Source organism: Streptomyces sp. NPDC046900 (genome assembly GCF_040644975.1).
Lineage (GTDB): Bacteria > Actinomycetota > Actinomycetes > Streptomycetales > Streptomycetaceae > Streptomyces.
Genome location: NZ_JBEYXD010000057.1, coordinates 1 through 23,996, shown reverse-complemented (window position 1 = coordinate 23,996; position 23,996 = coordinate 1). Strand labels below are relative to the sequence as shown.

20 protein-coding genes and 1 pseudogene are annotated in these 23,996 nt (G+C 71.9%); 13 read left to right on the top strand and 8 right to left on the bottom strand.

Annotated elements, in window-relative coordinates; translation table 11 throughout:
• Window positions 1-232 precede the first annotated feature (232 nt).
• On the top strand, window positions 233-1,957 hold the full coding sequence (locus ABZ904_RS35840; RefSeq protein WP_359396138.1) for a GAF domain-containing protein: 1,725 nt from the start codon (window positions 233-235) through the stop codon (window positions 1,955-1,957).
• Between the two features lie 121 nt (window positions 1,958-2,078).
• Here ABZ904_RS35840 and ABZ904_RS35835 read toward each other — a convergent pair whose 3' ends face one another.
• Together ABZ904_RS35835 and ABZ904_RS35830 are read right to left on the bottom strand one after the other, a co-directional pair.
• The gene (locus tag ABZ904_RS35835; RefSeq protein ID WP_359396140.1) at window positions 2,079-2,780 is read right to left on the bottom strand and encodes a response regulator transcription factor; all 702 of its coding nucleotides are present in this window, start codon (window positions 2,778-2,780) and stop codon (window positions 2,079-2,081) included.
• A gap of 144 nt (window positions 2,781-2,924) precedes the next feature.
• Window positions 2,925-3,608 (bottom strand): CBS domain-containing protein, encoded by a 684-nt coding sequence (locus tag ABZ904_RS35830; protein ID WP_359396142.1) that lies wholly within the window; start codon window positions 3,606-3,608, stop codon window positions 2,925-2,927.
• Window positions 3,609-4,100: 492 nt separating this feature from the next.
• On the opposite strand from ABZ904_RS35830, the gene ABZ904_RS35825 reads away from it, so the two are divergent.
• From ABZ904_RS35825 to ABZ904_RS35790, 8 genes are all read left to right on the top strand, one after another.
• Window positions 4,101-5,009: a universal stress protein gene (locus tag ABZ904_RS35825; RefSeq protein WP_359396146.1), complete on the top strand. Its 909-nt coding sequence runs from the start codon at window positions 4,101-4,103 to the stop codon at window positions 5,007-5,009.
• Window positions 5,010-5,273: 264 nt separating this feature from the next.
• Window positions 5,274-6,179 (top strand): universal stress protein, encoded by a 906-nt coding sequence (locus tag ABZ904_RS35820; protein WP_359396148.1) that lies wholly within the window; start codon window positions 5,274-5,276, stop codon window positions 6,177-6,179.
• Window positions 6,180-6,541: 362 nt separating this feature from the next.
• Window positions 6,542-8,923 (top strand): phosphoketolase family protein, encoded by a 2,382-nt coding sequence (locus tag ABZ904_RS35815; protein WP_361828162.1) that lies wholly within the window; start codon window positions 6,542-6,544, stop codon window positions 8,921-8,923.
• Window positions 8,924-9,736: 813 nt separating this feature from the next.
• Window positions 9,737-10,807: a zinc-dependent alcohol dehydrogenase family protein gene (locus ABZ904_RS35810; protein ID WP_359396150.1), complete on the top strand. Its 1,071-nt coding sequence runs from the start codon at window positions 9,737-9,739 to the stop codon at window positions 10,805-10,807.
• Window positions 10,808-10,825: 18 nt separating this feature from the next.
• Complete coding sequence (locus tag ABZ904_RS35805) at window positions 10,826-11,503, top strand: pyridoxamine 5'-phosphate oxidase family protein (RefSeq protein WP_359396152.1); 678 nt, start codon at window positions 10,826-10,828, stop codon at window positions 11,501-11,503.
• 71 nt (window positions 11,504-11,574) lie between these two features.
• The gene (locus ABZ904_RS35800; protein ID WP_359396154.1) at window positions 11,575-12,024 is read left to right on the top strand and encodes a pyridoxamine 5'-phosphate oxidase family protein; all 450 of its coding nucleotides are present in this window, start codon (window positions 11,575-11,577) and stop codon (window positions 12,022-12,024) included.
• 34 nt (window positions 12,025-12,058) lie between these two features.
• Complete coding sequence (locus ABZ904_RS35795) at window positions 12,059-12,778, top strand: CBS domain-containing protein (protein ID WP_359396156.1); 720 nt, start codon at window positions 12,059-12,061, stop codon at window positions 12,776-12,778.
• Window positions 12,779-12,852: 74 nt separating this feature from the next.
• Complete coding sequence (locus ABZ904_RS35790; protein WP_360998440.1) at window positions 12,853-13,443, top strand: hypothetical protein; 591 nt, start codon at window positions 12,853-12,855, stop codon at window positions 13,441-13,443.
• 36 nt (window positions 13,444-13,479) lie between these two features.
• Here ABZ904_RS35790 and ABZ904_RS35785 read toward each other — a convergent pair whose 3' ends face one another.
• Together ABZ904_RS35785 and ABZ904_RS35780 are read right to left on the bottom strand one after the other, a co-directional pair.
• Window positions 13,480-14,124 carry a CBS domain-containing protein gene (locus ABZ904_RS35785; protein ID WP_359396160.1) on the bottom strand — a complete coding sequence of 215 codons (645 nt, stop codon included), beginning with the start codon at window positions 14,122-14,124 and terminating at the stop codon, window positions 13,480-13,482.
• A gap of 101 nt (window positions 14,125-14,225) precedes the next feature.
• Complete coding sequence (locus tag ABZ904_RS35780; protein ID WP_359396162.1) at window positions 14,226-14,681, bottom strand: cyclic nucleotide-binding domain-containing protein; 456 nt, start codon at window positions 14,679-14,681, stop codon at window positions 14,226-14,228.
• A 656-nt stretch (window positions 14,682-15,337) separates the two neighbouring features.
• Here ABZ904_RS35780 and ABZ904_RS35775 point away from each other — a divergent pair.
• On the top strand, window positions 15,338-16,213 hold the full coding sequence (locus ABZ904_RS35775; protein WP_359396164.1) for a universal stress protein: 876 nt from the start codon (window positions 15,338-15,340) through the stop codon (window positions 16,211-16,213).
• Between the two features lie 76 nt (window positions 16,214-16,289).
• Window positions 16,290-18,668, top strand: coding sequence for a glycosyl hydrolase family 65 protein (locus ABZ904_RS35770; protein WP_360998441.1), 2,379 nt, complete (start codon window positions 16,290-16,292; stop codon window positions 18,666-18,668).
• 64 nt (window positions 18,669-18,732) lie between these two features.
• Here the strand turns inward: ABZ904_RS35770 and ABZ904_RS35765 are convergent, their stop codons facing one another.
• The 4 genes from ABZ904_RS35765 to ABZ904_RS35750 form a co-directional block, all read right to left on the bottom strand.
• Window positions 18,733-18,990, bottom strand: a complete 258-nt coding sequence (locus ABZ904_RS35765; protein WP_359396178.1) for a DUF1876 domain-containing protein — start codon at window positions 18,988-18,990, stop codon at window positions 18,733-18,735.
• A gap of 299 nt (window positions 18,991-19,289) precedes the next feature.
• The gene (locus tag ABZ904_RS35760; RefSeq protein ID WP_359396168.1) at window positions 19,290-19,910 is read right to left on the bottom strand and encodes an L-threonylcarbamoyladenylate synthase; all 621 of its coding nucleotides are present in this window, start codon (window positions 19,908-19,910) and stop codon (window positions 19,290-19,292) included.
• A gap of 199 nt (window positions 19,911-20,109) precedes the next feature.
• Entirely contained in the window at window positions 20,110-21,513 is a 1,404-nt protein-coding gene (gene sthA / locus ABZ904_RS35755; protein ID WP_359396170.1) for a Si-specific NAD(P)(+) transhydrogenase, read from the bottom strand.
• A gap of 867 nt (window positions 21,514-22,380) precedes the next feature.
• A complete protein-coding gene (locus ABZ904_RS35750) occupies window positions 22,381-22,911 on the bottom strand; it encodes a pep a2 (protein ID WP_359412490.1) in 531 nt (176 codons plus the stop codon).
• Between the two features lie 359 nt (window positions 22,912-23,270).
• Here ABZ904_RS35750 and ABZ904_RS35745 point away from each other — a divergent pair.
• A pseudogene (locus ABZ904_RS35745) lies at window positions 23,271-23,465 on the top strand (DUF5133 domain-containing protein); the annotation flags it as partial.
• A 134-nt stretch (window positions 23,466-23,599) separates the two neighbouring features.
• Window positions 23,600-23,996, top strand: a 397-nt coding sequence (locus ABZ904_RS35740; protein WP_359412488.1) for a maltotransferase domain-containing protein, incomplete at its 3' end; no start/stop codon positions are given.

Genomic DNA, 23,996 nt, shown 5'->3' with positions numbered 1-23,996 from the left:
GAACACGCCCGGGTGCACGGCGAACGGTGGTGCGCCGTTGCGTCCGGTCCGACCTCGCCGGGGCGGCTCGGAGAGCCTCGCGGGGTGAAGCGCCACCCGTGCCGGAGTGCACGGGCCAGAAGGTGACGGTATGTGAGCGCTGGTCGCCCGGTCGGGTACGCCACCCAGTATCGTGAGGACCAAGGGTTGCCGCGGGTCCGCACCTTGTCTGCCTGATGCGGTGGAGGAAGCGATGAGCGGGGAAGGGCATGGGCGGCCGGAGCAGCACCTGCCCAAGCTGCGGCTGGACGAGCTGCTGGACGAGGTCCAGGCCCGCATCGACGCGGCGCGCGGAACGCAGAACCGGGTGCACCGCCTCCTGGAGGGCGTCCTGTCGGTCGGACGAGAACTCGATCTGCAGCAGGTGCTGCGAAGCATCGTCGAGTCGGCCGTCGTCCTCGTGGACGCCGAGTACGGCGCACTGGGCGTCATCGGCGAGGACCGTATGCTCTCCGAGTTCCTCACCGTCGGCATCGGCGCCGCGGAGCGCGCGAGGATCGGGGCGCTGCCCAGTGGACACGGCATCCTCGGGGAACTGATCCGCAACCCTGAACCGCTGCGTCTGTCCGAGCTCTCGGAGCACCCGGCCTCCTACGGCTTCCCGGCCCACCATCCGCCGATGCGCTCCTTCCTCGGCGTGCCCATCCGGGTGCGCGACCAGGTCTTCGGGAACCTGTACCTCACCGAGAAGCGCGGCGCGGCGGAGTTCGACGCCGAGGACGAGGCCGTGCTGTCCACTCTGGCGGTGGCGGCCGGCGTCGCCATCGAGAACGCCAGGCTCTACGAGGAGACCCGGCTGCGCGAACGGTGGCTGAGGGCGAGCGCGCAGGTCACCAGCGCGCTGCTCTCCGGTGCCCCCAGCGCGGACGTGCTGGAGCTGATCGTCGAGCAGGCGCGGGGCATCGTCTCCGCCGACGTGGGGATGATCGCCGAGCGGGCGGCCGGGGAAGAGGTGCTGCGGCCGCTGTTCGCGGTCGGCCGCGACGCGGAGCGGCGCAGCGGGCTCGTGATGTCAGGGCAGGACGGCTTCGTGGAAGCGGCCCTGAGCACGGCGGAACCGCTGATCAGCCCCGACATCCGGCAGGACCCCCGGATCGATCCGGACTCGGTCCTGTGGAGCGGGCTCGGATCCGTGGTGGGCGTGCCGCTGGTGGCGAGCGGCAAGTCCATCGGGGCGCTGCTGCTGGGGCGCACCGCGGGGCGGAACCCGTTCACGGACACCGACGCCGGCCCTCTTCTGGGCTTCGCGGGACAGGCCGCGCTGGCGCTGGAGCTGGCCGAGCGGCGCCGGGACGCCGAGCGGATCGCGTTGCTCCAGGACCGCGACCGGATCGCCCGGGACCTGCACGACCTCGCGATCCAGCGGCTGTTCGCGGCGGGCATGACCCTGCAGAGCGCCCAGCGATTCGTGGACCACCCCGAGGCCGCCGAGCGGCTGTCGCGGACGGTGGACGACCTGGACGAGACCATCAAGATCATTCGGTCCACGATCTTCGGGCTGCGCACACACGGCGGCGGCAAGCAGGAGGCCGGTCTGCGCAGCCGGGTGTCCGAGGCGGTGACTTCGTCGGCCGCCTCCCTCGGTTTCACTCCCGCGCTGCGGATCGAAGGCCTGGTGGACACCGATGTCCCGGGCGATGTGGCCGATCATGTGGTCGCCGTCCTCGGTGAGGCCCTGAGCAACGCCGCACGGCACTCCGGGGCCCACTCCGTGGACGTACACCTCCGGCTCCTGGGCGGTGAGCTGACCCTGACCGTGGCGGACGACGGCTGCGGGGTGCCGGAGAACGCGGCGCGCAGCGGGCTGCGGAACCTGGAGGAACGGGCGGTGGCGCTGGGCGGCACCCTCACGGTGGGCGAACGACGCGAGGGCGGGGGAACGCGACTGGTGTGGCGTGTCCCCGTGCGTTCAGGGTGACGCCGACCGCCGGGCAGGGCCGTCGAGTACCTCATGAGCGGCACGGCACGGCGCGGCGCTGCGGCGCGAGACGGCGCAGCACGCGTCCTCCGGCCCCAGGATGCCGTCGCACGGCCCCGGCTCACCGGGCGTAACGGTCCCCGGACTCGGGCGTCTCCAACTGGGAGGCGAGGACGGCGGCCTGCACGCGACGCTGAACGCCGAGCTTGGCGAGCAGCCGTGAGATGTGGTTCTTGACGGTCTTCTCCGACAGATAGAGCTTCTTCCCGATCTCCCGGTTGGTCAGCCCGTCCCCGATCAGGGCGAGGATGTCGCGCTCACGTGGCGACAGACTCGCCAGCTCGGGCGCCACGGCCGGCTGCTCGGCCGGGTCGGCCCGCAGCGAGCGCATCAGCCGTGCCGTGGTCGCCGGGTCGAGCATGGACTGGCCGGAGGCGACGGTGCGGACCGCCGAGATCAGGTCGGAGCCCTTGATCTGCTTGAGCACATAGCCCGAGGCCCCGGCCATGATCGCGTCGAGCAGCGCTTCCTCGTCGTCGAACGACGTCAGCATGAGGCAGGCCAGCTCCGGCATGCGGCTGCGCAGCTCACGGCAGACGCTGATGCCGTCGCCGTCGGGGAGGCGCACGTCCAGGACGGCCACGTGCGGCCGTACCGCCGGCCCCCGGGCGAGCGCGTGCTCCACGGTGTCGGCGTCGCCCACGACCGAGATGTCGGGTTCGGCGTCGAGCAGATCGGCGAGGCCCCGCCGTACCACCTCGTGGTCGTCCAGCAGGAAGACCCGGATCGGGTTCCGCTCGCTGAAGGTGTGTGCCTCGGCCATGGGGTACCTCTCGTTTCCCGGTGGAGGACAGACCGCGGAGGGCCCGTGCCGACGATCATCACCCGTGGGGACCGCCCCGCACCAGGGCCGATCGGCCCCAGTGGCGCCCTCGGTGCCCGGCGGGAAGGAACGCCGCACTCCGGCCTACGCAGGTGTCGGCTCTCGTGCGGTGAGCTCGAACCGTACGTCCACGACGCCCTCGACGGCCCGCGTCAGACGCGCGGCCACCGGCACCAGAGCGGTGTCCCGGATGTGGCCGCCCAGTTTCACCACCCCGTCCTCCACCTCGACGTGCACGACCGAGGCCGGCGGCGGGAAGAGGTACCACACCACCTCGCGCCGGACCTCCTCGGCGATCTCCTCGTCGTCCCGCAGGAACACCTTCAGCAGGTCCGCACGGCTGACGATGCCCTGCAGCATGCCCAAGTCGTCGACGACGGGCAGCCGCTTGACCTTGTGGCGCGCCATGATCCGCGCCGCCTGCGCGACGGTCGCGTCGGCATGCGTGGTCAGAGCGGGGGAGGTCATCAGCTGCTCGGCCGTCACCGCGTCCGCCTTGCCCGAGCCCGCAATGCCGCGGAGCCGGGCGAAGGGCGAGCTCTCAGGGGCGCCCTGCCGGGACGGATCGTCGCCGCGGAACTCCTCCTTGGACAGCAGGTCGGCCTCCGACACGACGCCGACGACGCGGCCCTCGCCCTCCAGCACCGGCAGGGCGCTGACCCTCCAGTCCTGCATCATCTGCACGATCTCCTTGAAGGGCGCGCGGCGGCCGATGGCTGCGACCGTCTGGGTCATCACATCACTGACGATGTGCGGGGTGCCGTGCATGATGTCTCCTCCTGTCGACGGCCCTGCCGGTCAGCGGGGGCTGCCGCTGCCGTACGGGGCGCAGAGATCCGGCAGCCGGGTCCGCGGCGCGGCCGTCCACGTCGACACGGCGCGTTCCCTGGAGCAAGGAACGGAGGGAGGACACCTCGCGGGCGGTCCGCATCAGCCGTTCCCGGTGCCCGAGGGGCAGCGCGCGGAGCATGCTGGTGAGGAGAGGCGCGTTCACCACAGCCTCCAAGGTGCTGGGAACCCGACGCTTCCAGCGTCTCCCGGTCCTTCGGTGCTGACCATGGGCCACCTGGCCCACCTGCGCGAGCGGCCTCGGCGAGCCGGGCGAAGACCGGTGCTCGGGACCCGGGGCGCGCCGTGGCCCGCGAGATGGCTTGGCCCGGCAGGCCCTCCGGACCGGCCCGGGCGGCCCTGTGCACGGGGCCCTGTGCGCACGAGGCTCGACGCGACAACAGAACATCCCGGACGCAGGAGGTCCGACCCATGGTTCGGCACGTCACCGCGGGAGTCGACGAGAGCGACGAGAGTCTTGCGGCCGCCCACTGGGCGGCACGGGAAGCCCTGCGCCGGGGTGCCACGCTGCGCCTCGTGCACGCCTGGAGCCGGCAGCTGACACCGCCGCCCTCCGTGCCCATGGACGCCACCCAGCACGATTGGCCGGAGCACGTTCTGAAACGTGCGGTCCGCAGCGTCCATGCCGCGCATCCAGGGCTGCGGGTCGAGGACGTGCTGGTGGGCGACTCCGCGCTCACGGTCCTGCTCGCGTCGGCCGAGGACTCGGAGTTGCTCGTACTCGGGTCCCGCGGCCTCGGCACCGTCGCCGGGTTCGTGATGGGCTCGCTGTCCCAGCGCGTCGTCGCCAGGTCCTTGTGCCCCGTGGTGCTCGTACGGGCCGGGGAGACCTGCACCGACGAACATCTGCCGCCCCTGGACGGCGTCTCGCCCGAGGAGATACCCGAGACACCGTTCCGCGACGTCGTGCTCGGCCTCGACCCCCGGCACCCCGCCGACGAACTGATCGAGTTCGCTTTCGCGGCCACCCGGCGTCTTGGCACCTCGCTGCGGGTGATCCATGTCGCCTGCGACGTGTCGGACAGCGGTGCCGACGGCAGGGCGGGGGCGGCGCGCGGCGCGAACCTGATCGAGGACCGGCGGGAGCTCGTGGCGGCCACGCTGCGCCCCTGGGCCGAGAAGTTCCCCGGAGTGCCGGTGTCCGAGACCGTCACCACGGGTCGGCCCGCCACGGAGCTGGTGCAGGCGGCGGCGCACGCCTGTCTGATCGTCGTCGGACGCCCGACCCGCGACGCCCGGCTCGGCAGGCACATCGGTTCCGTGACGCACGCCGTGCTCCACCATGTGGGCTGCCCGGTCGCCGTGGTGCCGCACACCTGAACCGGTTGGTGGACGCGTTCGGGGATCCTAGGCCCACGGGAGGACCTTCCCATGACCCAAGGACGGGGCTCGCGGTGTCCCACTTGACCCCCGCGGACGGCATCGCGTGGCCGTCACGAGACCTCGCACCACCCCGCCGCCCCGGCCGGCCCATGGGGCCGGTCGGCCCCGATGGGGGACCTGCGGCCCCTGCATCCCGGCCCTTGGCCCGTACGAACCTGAGCACGGATGCCCGGATCCGCGACCTGCGACCAGGAGGACACCATGCCCCGCCCCGTCATCGTCGGTCTCGACGGTTCACCCGAGAGCAGGGCCGCCGCCGAGTGGGCGGCCCGCGAGGCCGAACTGCGCGGTCTGCCGCTGAAGGTGGTGCACGTCTGGGAACCCGTTGCGGACCCCATGGCGCAGGCCCCGCTGCTCGGCGCAGAGACCCAGCAGCACTGGACCGAGCAGATCCCCCGCGAGGCCGCCGAGGGCCTCCGCCGGCGGCACCGGGGGCTCGAGGTGACCTCCGAGCACGTGGAGGGCCAGCCCGGCGGCGTGCTCGTGGACCGGTCCGAGGACGCCGAACTGCTGGTGCTGGGCTCGCGCGCCATGAGCGGCACCGTCGGCTTCCTGGTCGGCTCCGTCTCACTCGCCGTCGTCGCACACGCCACCCGGCCGGTGGTCCTGGTCCGGGCGGGGGAGCAGGCGCCCGACGAACATGAGCCGGACCCCTCGGGCATCCCCTCCGCGGCGGCGCCCTTCCGGCCCGTCCTGCTGGGCCTCGACATCGCGAGCCCGGACGAATCGCTGATCGAGTTCGCCTTCGAGGCGGCCCGTCTGCGCGCCACCGCGCTGCGCGTCGTGTATGCCTGGAACCCTTCGTCCTCCTACCTGTACGGCCTCTCCACGGGGCAGGGGTTCCCCGTCGAGCCGGCGGGCCCGGACCCCGAGTCCCTGAGCGAGGTGCTGGATGGCCGGCGGCAGAAGTACCCGGCGGTGGAGGTGTCGGCCGAGGTCCCGACGGGCACTGCCGCCGACCGCCTCGTCGCCGCCTCGGGTGAGGCGTCGCTGGTCGTGGTCGGCCGGCGTATCCGCCGCAGCGCCCTCGGCACCCGCATCGGCTCGGTCACCCACGCCGTACTGCACCACGCCACGGCCCCCGTGGCCGTCGTCGCCCACAACTGACCGGACCCCACTCGCCCCCGCACGAAGGAGAGTCCTCATGCAGACAGCCGCCGTCCGGGCCCTCGGCCGGCCCCGGGTCGTCGCGGAGCGCCGGAACCCCCGGCCAGGTCCGCATCCGCCCGCGGCCCGCGGACCGTGCCGGATCGGCACCCACGCCGCCCATGGCGCCCCGCGCGACCGGCCGAGAGCGCTCTTCGTTTCCGGCACCGCAGGCCGCGCTGCATGGACCTTTGCGTGATCGTGCTGCGGCTGCCCGGTCTCCGTGGTACCCGGTCGGCGTGACCGGCAGTTTTCACACCCCCGCGGCAGACCAGACGCCTGCCGTGCCCGACGAGGACCGTCGACGACTTGTGGAGTAACCCATGGTCAACGCCGCACAAACCCACGGCACCGCACTGACCGACGACGAACTGCGCACTCTGGACGCCCACTGGCGAGCCGCCAACTACCTGGCCGTCGGACAGATCTACCTGATGGCCAACCCGCTGCTGACCGAACCGCTGAAGCCCGAGCACATCAAGCCGCGGCTGCTGGGCCACTGGGGCACCTCGCCCGGGCTCAACCTCGTGTACACCCACCTCAACCGTGTCATCAAGGCGCGCGACCTCGACGCGCTGTGCATCTGGGGGCCCGGGCACGGCGGGCCGTCCGTGCTCGCCAACTCCTGGCTCGAGGGCAGCTACAGCGAGACGTATCCGGACGTGACGAGGGACGCGCAGGGCATGGCGCAGCTGTTCCGGCAGTTCTCGTTCCCCGGTGGGGTACCCAGTCATGTCGCACCGGAGGTGCCCGGCTCGATCCACGAGGGCGGTGAACTCGGCTACTCGCTCGCCCACGCCTACGGCGCCGCGTTCGACAATCCGGACCTGCTGGTCGCCTGTGTGATCGGCGACGGCGAGGCGGAGACCGGTCCGCTTGCCACGTCCTGGCACTCCAACAAGTTCCTCGACCCGGTCAACGACGGTGCCGTCCTGCCGATCCTTCACCTCAACGGCTACAAGATCGCCAATCCGACGGTGCTCGCCCGTCTCCCGGAGCCCGAACTCGACGCGCTGCTGCGGGGGTACGGGCATGAGCCGATCCATGTCGCCGGTGACGACCCCGTCCAGGTCCACCGGGCCATGGCGCAGGCTCTCGACGACGCGCTCGACCGCATCGCCCTGCTGCAACGCACCGCACGCGAGGAGGACGTGACCGAGCGGCCGCACTGGCCCATGATCGTGCTGCGCACCCCGAAGGGCTGGACCGGGCCGGCGCAGGTGGACGGCGTGCCGGTCGAGGGCACCTGGCGCGCCCATCAGGTCCCGCTGCCCGGCGTCCGGGAGAACCCGGAGCATCTGCGGCAGTTGGAGGAGTGGCTGAAGTCGTACCGGCCCGAGGAGCTCTTCGGCCCCGAAGGACGCCCGGGCCCCGACGTGCTGGCCTGCGTGCCCGAGGGCACCCGGCGGCTGGGCTCCACCCCGCACGCCAACGGCGGGCTGCTCGTACGCGATCTGCCGGTCCCGTCCCTGGACGACTTCGCGGTACCCGTCGACAAGCCGGGCGCGACCCTGCACGAGCCCACCCGGGTGCTCGGCGGTCTCCTGGAACGGATCATGGAGAACACCACGGCCCGCCGGGACTTCCGCCTGGTCGGCCCCGACGAAACGGCGTCCAACCGGCTGGAGGCCGTCTTCGACGCCAGCGGCAAGGCCTGGCAGGCCCAGATGCTCCCGGTGGACGAACACCTCGACCGGCACGGCAGGGTGGTGGAGGTCCTCTCCGAACACCTCTGCCAGGGCTGGCTAGAGGGGTACCTGCTGACCGGACGGCACGGGCTGTTCTCCTGCTACGAGGCGTTCGTGCACATCGTGGACTCGATGGTCAACCAGCACATCAAGTGGCTCAAGACATCGCGGCGGCTGAACTGGCGCGCTCCTGTCGCCTCCCTCAACTACCTGCTGACCTCGCATGTGTGGCGTCAGGACCACAACGGGTTCTCGCACCAGGACCCGGGCTTCGTCGACCATGTGCTCAACAAGAGCCCCGAGGTCGTCCGTGTCTATCTGCCCCCGGACGCCAACACCCTCCTGTCCGTGGCCGACCACGCCCTGCGCAGCCGCGACTACGTCAACGTGATCGTGGCGGGCAAGCAGCCCTGCTTCGACTGGCTCTCCATGGACCAGGCACGCGCCCACTGCGCCCGCGGAGCCGGCATCTGGGAGTGGGCGGGCACCGAGAACGGCACCGAACCGGACGTGGTGCTCGCCTGCGCCGGCGACGTGCCGACCCAGGAGGTGCTGGCCGCCGCGCAGCTGCTGCGCCGTCATCTGCCCCGGCTCGCGGTCCGTGTCGTCAACGTGGTCGACATGACCTGCCTGCTGCCGCACGAGGACCACCCGCACGGCATGACCGACTTCGAGTACAACGGCCTCTTCCCCGCGGACAAGCCCGTCATCTTCGCGTACCACGGCTACCCGTGGCTGATCCACCGCCTGGCCTACCGCCGGGACGGCCACGGCAACCTGCATGTGCGCGGGTACAAGGAGTCCGGAACGACGACCACCCCGTTCGACATGGTGGTCCGCAACGACCTGGACCGGTACCGCCTGGTCATGGACGTCATCGACCGGGTACCCGGACTCGCCGTCCGTGCGGCCGCCGTACGTCAGGAGATGGCCGACGCCCGGACCCGTCACCACGCCTGGATCCGTGAACACGGCACGGACATGCCCGAGGTCGCCGACTGGGCCTGGACGTCCTGAATCCCCTGTTCCACGGGGGAGCCGGCCCGGCCGACCGCGGGGTGGGCGCGACAGACGAAGAGTGCCTCGGTCTGTGCGTTCACGAGTCAGATGGTGCCGGTGTCGTCCACGATGACCATGGCGTCCGGCGCCGCCTCCAGCAGCCCCTGAACTTCTCCTCCGCCGCTCCCGGACCCTCCGTGTGGATCGGGGCACCGCACCGGCACGTCTCCGCTCCCACCACGTCGGTGAGACCCGATGGTGCCGCCTCGGCCACTTCGCTCATGTTCATCCCGCCCCCAGGCTCCCGGTGAGACGCGCTATCCCAGCGCAACCGGGGCGGCCTCGCGGAGGCATGTCGGTCAGTGGGCCCACAACGCCCGAACCTGTCCGCACTCGGTGATCACCGTGATCGCTCCTGGTCCGCGTCCGCCCGGTCACAGTGAGTCGCCGGAGCGCCTCACCCGTCCGGCGACCTCGGCGCCGACCGGCCCCCGTCACGGCCCGTCGTCCGCTTCGGACATCCCGGCCACGCTCGGCTTTTCCACGAGCCGGCCGTCAGGCGAGGGGGGAGCGCAGGGCCCGATGCGGGGTGGAGGCCACAGCCGCTCCGGACCGCTGGTGGCGGGCGGTGTCGGCAAGTTGCCGCGGCCGGGCGTCCCGTGGGGGCGGGCCTGCCCGGCGGGGCGATGGGGCCGACCGGCCCAAGCGGATCTCGGAGAGATCGGACATGCTGGATCTGCTGGGCAAACGCGGCACCCCGTCGGCGCCCGGCCGTACCGGCTTCCGGAGAGTCCCCGGACCTCGGCCCGGGGAGAGGAAGGAAGGATCGCCATGAAGGGCTTCGTCTTCCACGGTCCCGGCCAGTCAGGCTGGGAAGAGGTTCCGGACCCCGACATCAAGGAGTCCACCGACGCGATCGTGCGCGTCGACATCGCCACCATCTGCGGGACGGACCTGCACATCCTCAAGGGGGATCTGCCCGAGGTGCGCCCGGGCACGGTGCTGGGGCACGAGGCGGTGGGCGAGATCGTCGAAACCGGCAGCGATGTGCACACCGTGCAGCCGGGGGAGCGAGTCCTGGTCTCCTGTATCACCGCCTGCGGCCGGTGCGGCTACTGCTGGGAGCGGACGTACGGCCAGTGCCGCGGAGGCGGAGGCTGGATCCTCGGCCATGTGATCGACGGTACGCAGGCCGAGTACGTCCGTGTCCCGTACGCGGACCTGTCCGTGCACGCACTGCCCGGCGCGCTGGACGGCAGGGACGCCGTGCTGCTCGCGGACATCTTCCCCACCGCCTACGAGGTGGGCGTCCTGAACGGGCACGTACAGCCCGGTGACACCGTCGCCGTCGTCGGAGCCGGCCCCATCGGGCTCGCGGCGATCGCCACGGCCCAGCTGTTCGCTCCCGGACGCGTCATCGCCGTGGACCTTGCCGCGGCCAGGCTGGAGGCGGCGAAGGAGTTCGGCGCCGACGCCGTGGCCGATGCCAAGGAGGCGCCCGAGCAGCTGATCGCCGACCTCACCGACGGACTGGGCGCCGACGTGGTCATCGAGGCGGTCGGCGTGCCGGAGAGCTTCGAACTGTGCACGCGCATGGTCCGGCCCGGCGGGCACGTGGCCAACGTCGGCGTGCACGGCAAGCCCGTCACCCTCCACCTCGAGGAGCTGTGGATCAAGAACGTGACGATCACGACCGGACTGGTCGACACCTACTCCACGGCCACGCTGCTGCGCATGGCTGCCGCCGGCCGGCTGCCCACCTCGTCGCTGATCACGCACACCTTCCCGCTGGACCAGATCGAGGAGGCGTACGACATCTTCGGCCGGGGCGCCGACACCGGGGCGCTCAAGGTCGTACTGGGCGGTCCGCAGCACGAAGTGGTCGCCGTCCGGGCGGCCTGAGGAGAGGATGTGACGGCCATGGGCGCACGGGGAGCGTCGGGCGCGGTGGCGGGCCACCCCGCGGGCAATCTCGGACGTTGCATCGCTCTGCGGCGCGAGGAACTCGGACTGTCCCTGGACGAGGTCGCCAACCGGGCGGGGATGGCTGCCAGCTATCTCCAGTACCTGGAGGGGCAGCCGACCGCCGCGCCCGGGGTGAGCACCCTCCTCAGACTGGCCGGTGCGCTCGAGACCACGGTGCTCGAGCTCACCGGTGGCGATGTCGAACTCCCGCCTGGGATGGGGCAGGCCGGGCGACGTCCGGAGTTCACCGAACTGACCATGGAGGAGTGCCGGGATCTGCTCTCCACGCACGGGGTGGGACGGCTCGCCCTGCCCACCGACAGCGGCCCGGAGATCGTTCCCCTCAACTACGCCGTCGTCGACGGATCCGTCGTCTTCAGAACCGCGGCGGACACGCTGCCGTCGCGGGCGGCCGGCGCCCAGGTGGCCTTCGAGGTCGACCGTATCGACGCCGCCTTCAGCCAGGGCTGGAGCGTCCTGGTGCGCGGACACGCCGGCACCGTGACCGACGCGGACGACGTGCGCCGGCTGGAGGAACATGCGCACAGCACGCCCTGGGTGGGCGGACACCGCGATCTGTGGATCCGCATCGTCCCCGACACCATCACCGGGCGGCGCATCACGGTCGTCTAGCGCCTCGGCACCGGACCGGGGACGAGGCCGCACCGCTGCGCCGCCGCACCAGGCGAAAGACGGACCGACTCATGTACCCGAACGACGGCTTCCGTGAACTCGACCGCCACGAGTGCCTCCGTCTGCTGGCGAAGGTCCCGATCGGCCGTATCGTCCACACGCGTCAGGCGCTGCCCGCGGTCCTGCCGCTCAACTTCTCCCTCGACGGCGACGGCGCGGTCCTGCTGCGCACCTCGGCGGCCTCGGAACTGGTCCGCGCGGTCGACGGCTCGGTCGTGGCCTTCGAGGCGGACGAGTTCGACGCGGTCGCGCACTCCGGCTGGAGCGTGGTCGTCACCGGTCCGGCCGCGGTGGTCACGGATCCCGCCGAACACGCGCGACTGGCCCGGTCGGGTCCCCGCTCCTGGGCGCCCTCGCCCAAGGAGGTCTTCGTACGCATCGAGCCCGCATTGGTGACGGGCCGCGAACTCGCGGGCGGCCGCAGCGTGTACGGGTGGACCTCCCGCCCCGATCGGCCGTGACCCCGTTCCCGTCCCAGCATCACCGGAGGACACCATGGATGGCACTCCCCACCTCGTGAGCGATGTCATGACCCGCAGGGTCGTCGCGCTCAGCCGTACGGCGACCTTCAAGGACATCGTCAAGGCGATGCGGCAGTGGAACGTCAGCGCGCTGCCCGTGGTCGAGGAGGAGAACCGGGTCGTCGGCGTCGTCTCCGAGGCGGATCTGCTGCGCAAGGAGGAGTTCCGCGGCACTGAGCCCGCCCGGTACGGGCGCATCGAGCGGCTGTCCGACCTCGTCAAGTCGGGCGCCGTGAAGGCCGAGGAGCTGATGACCACTCCGGCCGTCACCGTCCGCGCGAACGAGACCGTCGGCCAGGCTGCCCGCACCATGGCCCGCGCCGGGGTCAAAAGGCTGCCCGTGGTCGGCGACGAGGACACGCTGCTCGGCATCGTCAGCCGCTCGGACCTGCTCAAGGTGTTCCTGCGGGACGACGAGGACATCGAGGAGGAGATCCGGCAGAGCGTCGTCGCCCTGTTCCCCGCGCCGCTGGAGCCCGTCCGGGTGGAGGTGCAGGACGGTGTCGTCAGGCTCACGGGCCGGATCCGCGACACCACCCTCGTGCCCGTCGTGAGACGCCTGGTACTGGCAACCGAGGGCGTGGTGGACGTGGACTGCGCACTCGCGGGACCGCCCCGCGTTCCGGACCTCGACCCCGACCTTCCGGGGGAGGACGCGACACGGTGGCCGAGGAGAGCCGGAACCATCACGTGAGGCGGCGGACACCGCGGCAGCATTCTGAGCGGGAGATGCCACGGCCCGCGGCACGCGGAAGAAGGTGATGACCGATGGCGACGACACGGCACAGGACGGTGGCGCGGGTGTGGCTGTGGCGCTGGCGGCGCAATCCGCTGCTGCGCCGCAGTGACCGTCTGGAAGCGTGGCTCCTGCTCGTCACCGGGGTGTTCGTCGTGCTGTTCGGTGTGCTCGCGGGATGGGCCGCCACGCATGCGGTGGAGCACGAACTCGCCGTGCGGGGCGCCCGTTCGCACCCGGTGCGGGCCGTACTGGCCGAGGACGCTGCCAGGGCCCCGCGGGCGGTGCCCGCGTACGGCGGCGGCAGCGTGTGGGCGAAGGTGCACTGGAGAGCGGCCGGAGCCGAGCACACGGGTCTGGCCCAGGTCCAGCCAGGCCTGAGGACGGGCACGTCGGTCACCGTGTGGACCGGTCGGGACGGCGAGTTGGTCTCGCGGCCGGCCACCGAGGCCCAGGCCCGGGTGCAGGCCCAGATCGTCGGCTCGCTGACCGGGATCGGCGCCGCCGGCGTGGTGCTGGCCGGCCAAGGTGCGGCGCGCCGCCGGCTGGAGCGGCATCGCATGCGAGCCTGGGACCGGGAGTGGGAGTCCGTCGGTCCCCGGTGGCGCCGCACGACCGGCTGACGCGGCCGCTCACCGGCTGCGCGCCGGGGCCGGCGGTCAGGCTCCGGCGAGATGGCTTTCGACGTCGACGACGCCCTCGACGGCCCGGGCCAGACGGACGGCCACCGGGATGAGGGTGGCGTCCGGGACCTTCCCGGTGAGGGTGACGACGCCCTCGGTGACCATCACATGCACGGGCTCGACCGGGTCGGGGAAGAGGACGTCGACGATGTCGCGCCGGATCTCGTCCGCGATGTCGTTGTCCGGCCGCAGGAAGACCTTCAGCAGGTCCGCGCGGCTGACGACGCCTTCGAGCAGGCCCTCCTCGGTGACGACGGGGAGCAGCTTGACCCCGCGCTGGGCCATGATGCGGGCGGCCTGGGCGAGGGTGCTGCCGGAGTGCACGGTGATCGCCGGTGCGGTCATCAGCTCGCCCGCGGTCAGCGCGCCGGCCTTCGCAAGGTCGGGCATGCGGTCCCGCTGCGTCCGCCGGTCGGGATCGCTGTCGCGGAACTCCTCCTTCGGCAGCAGATCGGCCTCGGAGACCACGCCGACCACGCGTCCCTCGCCCTCCAGCACGGGAAGAGCGCTGACCTTCCACTGCTCCATGAGCTTGACGATGTCCTTGAACGACGCGTCGCGGCCGACGGCGGCGACGGAGTGGGTCATCACGTCGCTCACGACGTACGGGCTGCCGGTCACGGTCTCCTCCTCGGGATGTCGGGCGCGCTCGGCGGCACGGTCGGGGATGCGGGCGGATCACTACGGGCCGCGCGGTGCGGGGGTGTGACGGGGATCGGGCGTCACCGGCTGCCGCTGCCGTAGGGGGCGTACAGATCGAGCAGCCGGGTGCGGGCCGCGTGCAGCCGGTGCGCGACCACCCGGCCGACCCAGACCGCGATGGCGCGCCCGAACTCGGCGTCCTCCTCGCACATCGCCCGCACATGCAGTGCGTCGAACTCATAGGCGCGCACCGGGGTCGAGGCCTCGGCGCCCATCTGCCACACATGGGGCGTGAAGTGCCAGGACCAGCCGACGAGCTCGCCCCGGCCCAGTGACTCGATGACCGGGGCCCGGCGCCCGGGCACATGCAGGTCCAGCGCCACGGTCCCGGTCCGGACGATCCAGAACCGGTCGGCGTGCCGGCCCTCCTCGAACAGCCGGGTCCCCTCGGGGAAGGAGACCTCGCGGGCGATGTGCATCAGCCGTTCGCGGTACTCCACGGGAAGGGCGGCCGTCATGGTGGTGACAGAGGTCATCGCTCCGTGTCCTTTCGTTCCTGTCGCCGCGAACGGGCGGCGGCCGGCCGGTGCCGGCACCGGCTCCGCTTCCCGGCGCGCACCGGATCTCCGCCGGGGAAGCCGGGGCAGGAGCCGGCCAGGACCAGGGCGCCGTCCCGCGCGGCCGGGCCGAGGGCCGGCCGTTTCGCCGCCCCCGGAGTCCCGGCCGGGAGGGCGGTCGTGAGGCTGCTTCTCATCGTCCCCTCCGGCCTGCCGTGGCTGCTCAGGACCAGGGTGGACGCCCGACGGCGGTGGCGACACGGGCCGCCCGGTCCCGGTGGGGGGGTCGTTCGGCCCAACCTGGGGCTGCCCGGGGGGAAGCGACCGGACGGGGCAGGACAAGGCGGGAAGGACCCCACCCGGTTCTCCCGGATCCTGATTGCGCGGTGCACGGCCGCCGGCCGCTTCTCCGCGTCTGTCGTCGGAGCCCTTCCCGTCACCTTCAGGACACCACGTGAGAGGCGGAACCGCCAGGTCGGCTCGGCTGCGGCGCGGCCGCCTCCGAGCCGGGCGCACAGGGCCGGACATCCCCGCCGGGGCCGAACCGCCCATGGCCGCCCTCGGGGTCCGGGTGGGATCGTGAAAGTGGTGTCCGGCGGCGTGGCCGCGTGGTCCGGCGAGAGGCGGTGAAGAGGATGGAGCTGCCCCTGGTCGTGGGCGTCGACGGCTCGGAGTCCAGCCTGACGGCGGTCGACTGGGCCGTGGACGAAGCCGCCCGGCACGGTGTCCCCCTGCGGCTGGTCTACGCGTCCCTGTGGGAGCGCTACGAAGGTGCCGCCCCGTGGAGCGGTCCCGAGCCCCCGTCCGGGGAACTGATGGCGCAGCTCATCGTCGGCTCGGCGACGGAGCGTGTGCGTAGCCGCAACCCCCGGGTGAAGGTCGTCGCGGAGGTCCTGCCCGAGGACGCCGTGCACGCCCTGGTGCGCCAGGGCGACACCGCCTGCGCCCTGGTGACCGGATGCCTCGGCCGCGGCCAGCTCACCGGGGTGCTCCTCGGTTCGGTCGGGCTCGCCGTGGCCGCGCGGGCCCACTGCCCGGTGATCGTCGTCCGGGGCGACAAGGCCGGGCTGGCCGGTCTGCACGAGCGGATCCTGCTCGGGGCCGGGGATCAGGCCAGGAGCACCGAGGCCGTGCGGTTCGCCTTCCGGGAGGCGGCAGCACGGCACTGCGTGCTGGACGTCGTACGGGCCTGGCGCCGCCCGGCGTCCGAGACCGCCGATCACCCGCCGGCGAGGTGGGAACCGGAGCCACGGCACGAGCAGCAGGCGTCCGCCGAGCTGGAGCGCCTCATCCGGGACGAGAGCGCGCACCACCCGGATGTCCGGGTGCGCCCGGACACGGTCGAAGGACCGGCCCGCACCGCACTGCTGAAACGCTCGGCCGCCGCCGATCTCGTCGTCATCGGGGCTCGGCGCAGGCACGGCCACTTCGGGCTCCAGCTCGGCCGGGTGGCCCACACCCTGCTGCATCACGCGGACTGCCCCGTCGCGGTCGTCCCGCAGCAGGTGTGACCGCCCGGCACGCGCGAGAGTGGTGGCGACGCGGCGGTACGACGTTCGGAGGACCCCTCGTGGCAGGCACCCCGCAGTGACCGGCTGGACCTGGCGGTACGAGGGCTATCACCCCGCGGACGAACGTCTGAGGGAGTCCCTGTGCACGCTGGGCAACGGCTACTTCGCCACCCGCGGGGCGCTCCCCGAGTGCGCCGCCGACGAGGTCCACTACCCGGGCACGTATGCGGCCGGCTGCTACGACCGGCTCACCTCGCAGGTGGCGGGACGCCAGGTCGAGAACGAGGACATGGTCAACCTCCCCAACTGGCTCCCGTTGCGCTTCCGCCGTGCGGGGGAGCCGTGGCTCTCGCCCGACACGGGGATCGTGCTCGGCCACGACCAGGCCCTGCAGCTGTCCTCGGGCGTACTCGAACGCCGCACCCGGTACGGGCTGGGTGAGGGGCGCACGCTGTGCGTGCGCCAGCTGCGGCTGGTGCACATGGCCGACCCTCACCTGGCCGCCCTGCGCACCGAGTTCACGGTCGAGGGCGATGCCGGGGCACCGGACGAACTGGAGGTCGAGGCGGCGCTCGACGGCGGCGTGATCAACGCCGGAGTGCCGCGCTACCACGATCTGGACGGCCGCCATCTGGTACACGTGCACACCGGCACCGCCGCCCCGGACACGGTGTGGCTGCGCTGCCGCACCCGCACCTCCGACATCAGGATCGGCATGGCGGCCCGGCTGACCGCCGAGGCGCCCGTCACCGTCCGGCACACCTCGCCGTGTGCCGTCCAGGCGGTGCGTGTGCACCTGGAGCCCGGGCGGACCGTCACCGTCGACAAGACCGTCGCCCTGCACACCTCCCGCGACCCGGCGATCAGCGACCCGCTGGACGCCGCGATCGACCGGGTGGAGGCAGCCCCGGACTTCGGCGAGCTGCTCGCGACCCACCGCACCGCCTGGCACCAGCTCTGGCGCCGGGCCGGTCTCGACGTCCCCGGTGAGGCCGGGCAGATCCTGCGGCTGCACCTCTTCCACGTCCTGCAGACCCTCTCGCCGCACACCGCGGACCTCGATGTGGGAGTGCCCGCCCGGGGACTGCACGGGGAGGCCTACCGCGGGCATGTCTTCTGGGACGAGCTGTTCGTGCTTCCGTACCTCAATCTGCACTTCCCCGAGGTGTCCCGCGCCCTGCTCCGCTACCGCCACCGGCGCCTGGACCGGGCCCGGGCCGCGGCGCACGCGATCGGCCGGAGAGGCGCGCTGTATCCCTGGCAGAGCGGCAGCGACGGACGCGAGGAGACCCAGGAGCTGCACCTCAACCCGCGCTCGGGTCGGTGGCTGCCCGACCACACGCGGCTGCAGCGTCACGTCGGCTCGGCGGTGGCGTACAACATCTGGCAGTACTGGGAGGCCAGCGGCGACGCCGAGTTCCTGAACACCAAGGGCGCCGAGATGCTGCTGCAGATCGCCCGCTTCTGGGCGGACTCGGCGACCTACGACGAGAGCCTCGGACGGCACCGCATCCGTGGCGTGGTCGGCCCGGACGAGTACCACGACGCGTATCCCGGCGCGCCGGAGCCGGGAGTGGACGACAACGCGTACACGAACGTCACCGCCGCCTGGGTGCTCACCCGCACCCTGGAGGTGCTGCGGGCCCTCCCCGAACCCCGCCGCCAGGAACTCGTGGAGCGCACCGAACTGGACGAGCGCGAACTGGAGCTGTGGGAGGACGTGTCCCGCACCCTCCACGTGCCCTTCCACGACGACGTCATCAGCCAGTTCGAGGGCTATGGCGCCCTCGCGGAACTCGACTGGGACGGCTACCGGAGGCGGTACGGCGACATCCGGCGCCTGGACCGGATCCTGGAGGCGGAGGGCGACAGCGCCAACCACTACCAGGCCTCGAAACAGGCCGACGTGCTCATGCTCGGCTATCTCTTCGGGCCCGCCGAGCTCAAGGGGCTGTTCGCCCGCCTGGGACACCGGCTCGACGCGGACGCCTGGCGGCGCACCGTCGACTACTACCTGGCCCGCACCAGTCACGGGTCCACGCTCAGCGGTCTCGTCCACGGCTGGGTCCTCGCCCGGGCCCGGCGCGCCGAGGCGTGGACGTACTGCCAGGAGGCCCTGTGCGGCGACATCGCCGATGTGCAGGGCGGCACCACCGGGGAGGGCATCCACCTCGGCGCCATGGCGGGCACCCTCGACCTCGTCCAGCGCGGACTGACCGGTCTGGAGACCCGCGAGGGAGCGCTCTGGCTCGATCCCGCACCGCTGCCGGAGCTGTCGTCGTACGGGTTCTCCCTCCGCTACCGCGGCCACTGGGGCGTACGGCTCCGGCTCCTGCGGGGCGGCCTGGAGATCGCGGTGCCCTCGTCGGACCGTTCCCCCATCGACATCCGGCTGCCGGACCGCTCGATGTCCGTCCAGCCGGGGGAGACGCGCCGGCTGCCGCTCCCGGACTGAGGCGTGCGCGGCGGGGCCCGCGGCCCATCGCCGTCGCGGTGCGGGGACGCGCCTTCCGGCGCCGTCACGGTGCGGCGGGGCCCGCCAGTTCCACGATGTCGTCGGAGGCGACGTCGTGCAGCCTGATGGCGAGGTCCTCCAGGGCGCGGCTCGCGGCGAGTTCGTCGCCGATCTCCGGAATGGGCCGGTCGACCGGATTGCGCCGGGCCACGCCCCGGCCGGTGACGGTCGCCGTGTCACGGCTGCTCAGGACGGCACGCGCGTGGGTGTCGTCGCCTTCCTCGGTGATGTAGATCTGCACGGTCCACTGTTTGGCTTCCATCGCGATCACTTCCGTGCGGAGTTCTGCGGCGAGGTGCGAGGCGATGCCGCGGGCCGCGAGCCGTGCCACGGGTCCCTGCGGGCCGTGCGGCGCTCGCCCGCCGTCTCTCAGACTGCACCTGCCGCGGGAGCCGGTCCAGCCGTCCGTGCACGAGGTCGATCGTCACCTCGTTCACCGGTCTGCGGCAGCCGCGGTGGCCGCTGGATCATCACGGCCCGCCACAGACGAATGCCGGCTTCGCGCACGGCCATCCCCCGGGTGGGCGAACGCCCACCCGGCCCCGGGAACTCGGCGTCACCTCACTCGAAACGCGATGTGTCGCCCGCACCCTTGCGTACGATCTCGGGCTCGCCGCCGGAGAAGTCGATCACCGTGGTGGGCTCGGTACCGCAGTCACCCGAGTCGAGCACGGCGTCCACGTCGTGGTCGAGCCGCTCCTTGATCTCCCACCCCTGTGTCATCGGCTCCTCCTCACCCGGCAGGAGCAGCGTGCTGGAAAGGAGCGGTTCCCCGAGTTCGTCCAGCAGTGCCTGGGCGACCACATGATCGGGAATGCGGACGCCGACCGTCTTCTTCTTCGGGTGCAGCAACTTGCGCGGCACCTCGCGCGTGGCCGGGAGGATGAACGTGTAGCTGCCCGGCGTCGATGACTTGATCGCCCGGAACACGTCCTTGTCGATCTGCACGAACTGGCCCAGTTGCGCGAAGTCCCGGCACACGAGCGTGAAGTGGTGGCGGTCGTCGAGATGACGGATCGCCCGGATGCGGTCGATGCCGTCGCGGCTGCCGAGCCGGCATCCCAGCGCGAAGCAGGAGTCCGTCGGGTAGACCACGAGCGCACCGTCGCGGATGCTGTCGGCAACCTGAGCGATCGTGCGTGGCTGCGGGTTGTCGGGGTGAACGTCGAAGTACCTTGCCATCCGCCGAGTCTCGATCACCGGAGGGCGGGCTGTCCATGCGAAGGGCCGACGGCGCACGTCGGTGTCACCCTCCGGTGCGCCGGTACCCCCACGAGGCGCCGCCTCCAGGTCCCTTCGCGCGCTTGCCAGCGGGTCTTCCGCACGCCTGGCCACACGTGCCGTGGCCAGGCGCTGCGGTCGGGTTCCGCGGCCGGTTCCGTCAGTCCCTGAGCCGGTCGATCTGCCGGATCTTGTTGGTCGCGTCCAGCGCGGCGACCTTGTACGACTCCGCGAGCGTCGGGTAGTTGAAGACCGCATCGACCAGGTAGTCCACCGTGCCCCCGCAGCCCATCACCGACTGGCCGATGTGGATCAGCTCGGTGGCCCCGGTGCCGAAGCAGTGCACGCCGAGCAGGGTCCGGTCCTCGGGGGAGACCAGCAGCTTCAGCATGCCGTGGGAGTCGCCGATGATCTGCCCCCGGGCCAGCTCGCGGTAGCGGGAGATCCCGACCTCGAACGGCACGCGGTCCTCGGTGAGCTGATCCTCCGTCCGTCCTATGAAGCTGATCTCGGGAATGGTGTAGATGCCGATCGGCTGGAGGTCGAAGATCCCGTGCACCGGCTCGCCGCAGGCGTGGTACGCCGCCATACGGCCCTGTTCCATGGAGGTGGCGGCCAGCGCGGGAAAGCCGATGACATCGCCGACGGCGTAGATGTGCGGAACCTCGGTGCGGTACTTGTCGTCGACCGTGATCCGGCCCCGCTGATCGGCGCTCAGGCCCGCCTTCTCCAGGTCGAGTCCGTCCGTCATCCCCTGCCGGCCCGCCGAGTACATCACGGCGTCGGCAGGGATCTTCTTACCGCTCTCCAGGATGGTGAGGGTGCCCTTGGAGTGCCGTTCGACCGCCGCGACGGTCTCGCCGAACCGGAAGGTGACCGCCAGGTCCCGCAGGTGGTACTTCAGCGACTCGATCACCTCGACGTCGCAGAAGTCCAGCATTCCTGGCCGCTTCTCGACCACGGTGACCTTGCTGCCCAGGGCGGCGAACATGGAGGCGTACTCCATGCCGATCACGCCCGCCCCGACGATGACCATCGAACGCGGCACCCGCTCCAGCTCGAGCACATTGTCCGAGTCCATGATCGACCGGCCGTCGAACTCGACGCTCGCCGGGCGGGCGGGCCGGGTGCCGGTCGCGATGATGATGTGCTCGGCGCTCAACAGCCGTTCGTTGCCGGTCGCTTCGCGCACGGCCACGGTGTGGGGGTCGACGAACCGGCCGCTGCCGGCGAACAGGGAGACATGATTGCGGGAGAGCTGGTTGCGGATGACGTCGACCTCCCGCCCGACCACATGCCGGGTGCGCGCGGTCAGGTCGGCGACGGTGATGTCTTCCTTGAGCCGGTAACTCTGCCCGTACATATCCCGCTGGGTGAGACCGGTCAGATAGAGGACGGCCTCGCGCAGGGTCTTTGAGGGGATGGTCCCGGTGTGGATGGAGACCCCGCCGACCATGTCGGGGTGGTCGACGACGGCGACCCGGCGGCCGAGCTTGGCCGCGGCGATGGCGGCCTTCTGGCCACCCGGGCCGGATCCGATGACGAGTATGTCGAAGTCGGGCACGCTCCGGAGTCTGTCAGGCCGGACCCCCTGGCCGAAAGGGCGAAGGTGACGGGATCCGTGGCAGGGGTACGCATCCGCGGCGGCTGCGCCCCGGTGCAACGTCCGGGCGCCTACGGCCGGTTGACGACGTACGGTCACCAGGCCGAGCCGTGCCTTCGCCGACCGGGCCCGGACGTCTTCCATGGCGCCCCGGCCTGGGCTGCGGCCGGCAAGGGCCGCCGCGGGCGGAGCGGTGGCCGACCGGAAGGCGGTCGGGTGCGCTGGAAGTGTGGTCAGGGGGCCACGGGTTGGCCGAGCACGAGCCGTGCGGCGCCGTACTGACGACGGACTCCGCCGTGAGTGCGGCAGGCGCCGCGGTCGGGCGCAGGGCCCGGTGTGTCCGCCTGGGTGGACAGCGGGTGGCTCCGCGGGAAGCGGAGACCTGGCCGGCAACGGCGCGCGGCATGCGTCGGCTGGACGGACGTCATGAGCGCGAGCCGTCCGGTGCCGTACTGACGACGGATCCCGCTGTGAGTGCAGCAGGCGTCGCGGCCGGTGAGTTCGCCTGGGCGGACAGTTGGGTGGCCCCGGGGGAAGCGGAGACGTGGCCGGCAACGGCGCGCAGCATGTGTCGGCTGGGCCCTCCGGCGCCGTACTGACGACGGATCCCGCCGTGAGTGCGACAGCATCGCGGCCGAGTCAGCCGCCCGGTGAGTCCGCCTCTGCGGACAGTGTTTGCTCCGCGGGAAGCCGAGGCCTGGTCGGCAACGGCCGGCGGCTTGTGTCGGCTGGGCCGTGACGACGCACCCCGCCGTGAGTGCGGCAGGCGCCGCGGCCGGGCGCAGGGCCCGGTGTGTCCGCCTCGGCGGACACACCGGCGACCGGTCGTCAGGCCGGGGCCACGGCGGGCTCCCGCCGCCAGGCCGACGTATGTTCCCGTTCCCGCGCGGCGGCATCCGCCGTCAGGGGCAGCGCACGCGGAAGCGGGCGTCTCTCGCGCAGACTCGGCGAGGGGCCCAGGGGGACGAGCGGGGCGTGGTCACCGGTCCGGGCTCGTTGCGAGAACCAGATGATCTTGCCGCCGGTGTCGGTGGCACAACACCCCCAGCCGTTGCTCAGCGCTGCGATCTGCGCGAGGCAGCCGCTCGGCGCGTAGTGCGGCCGGATGTCCCGCTCGCTGTCCTGGACAGCGGTGATGAGGTGATGGCCGTTCCACCACATCTCGATGGTGGCGTTCTTGTCCACCGCGTGTGCGTCGATCGTGCGCAGCAGCGCGTCCGAGCAGCGGCAGACGGGCTCGACGAGGGTCTCCAGGTTCCAGTACCGGAGATGGGCGGCCAGAATCCGCCGGACCTGCCCGATTCGCTCGGGGCTGATCTCCACGTCGAGGTGGTAGTAGCAGGGCGCTGGGGTGTTCATTCTCGTTGGCTCCTCACCGGCGAAGCTCTCGCCTCTCCTCGCTCCCAGGTGGGCCGAGCCCCGAACACGAAGCGTGAGCGTTCGTCGCTCCTGAGTCAGTACCAGGGTGAGAGCACTACTCCATTCGTGCAACACGAGACATTCCCGAAACACGGGTGCACACGTGACTCAGTGGTTGAATTCCGAACAGGACGCTACGTGATGTGCCGTGCACCATGGGTGAAAGTCTCGATCGCCGTAACGGATCAACCCTCACTCCGTGCGCGGCCTTCACGCACCGTCCGGACAGCGACGCGCGAACCACCCGCGAACCGTCCGGATCCGTGCTCCAGCGAAGACGTTGGGAGGTGACCGGTGCCATGCTGCTGCCGGCCAGAGCCGAGGTCGCCAGACATCTCGAGCGCTACCGGGCGTGGGAGCGCCTGATGCTCGCGTCCCCCGAAAACCGGGCGGTGCGGGGCAACTTCGAGAACACGGGCTACACGCTGTGCGTGCTGATGGGCAAGCGCTGTGCGCGCGAGGCCGTCGACGCCGCCGAGTTGTATCTGAACACCCACCGGCCCCGCGAGCGAACCGCGGGCGGCACTCGGCCCACGGCGACCGCGTAGGCGACGCCGTACACAGTGGTGAACGAGGACCGGAGAGCCGGCGGCCACCCGGGCCCGAGACCGGGGAGGAGGTGACATCCATGGAACCGCAGGCCGTGCACGGGGACGGTGCGCCGCCTGTCGCCGGGGGCACCAGGCCCGTGATCGGACGCATTCCGATCGTGGACGTCCGGCCCGCTGTCGACGGTGGCCGCCGCCCGGCGAAGGCGGTGGTGGGCGAGGAGTTCGAGATCTCCGCGACGGTCTTCCGCGAGGGGCACGACGCCGTCGCCGCCGACGTCGTGCTCACGGACCCGCAGGGGCGGCCCGGTCCATGGCCGCCGATGCGCGAGCTCGCCCCCGGCACCGACCGCTGGGGCGCCGAGGTGACACCGTCGTCCGTCACCTACCACTGGGGCAGGACCAATTATGTGCGGCTTGTGCCGGGTGAGAGTCCGGCGCATGTGCTCAGTGTTCTGCGACCGTCCTCACCGCAGA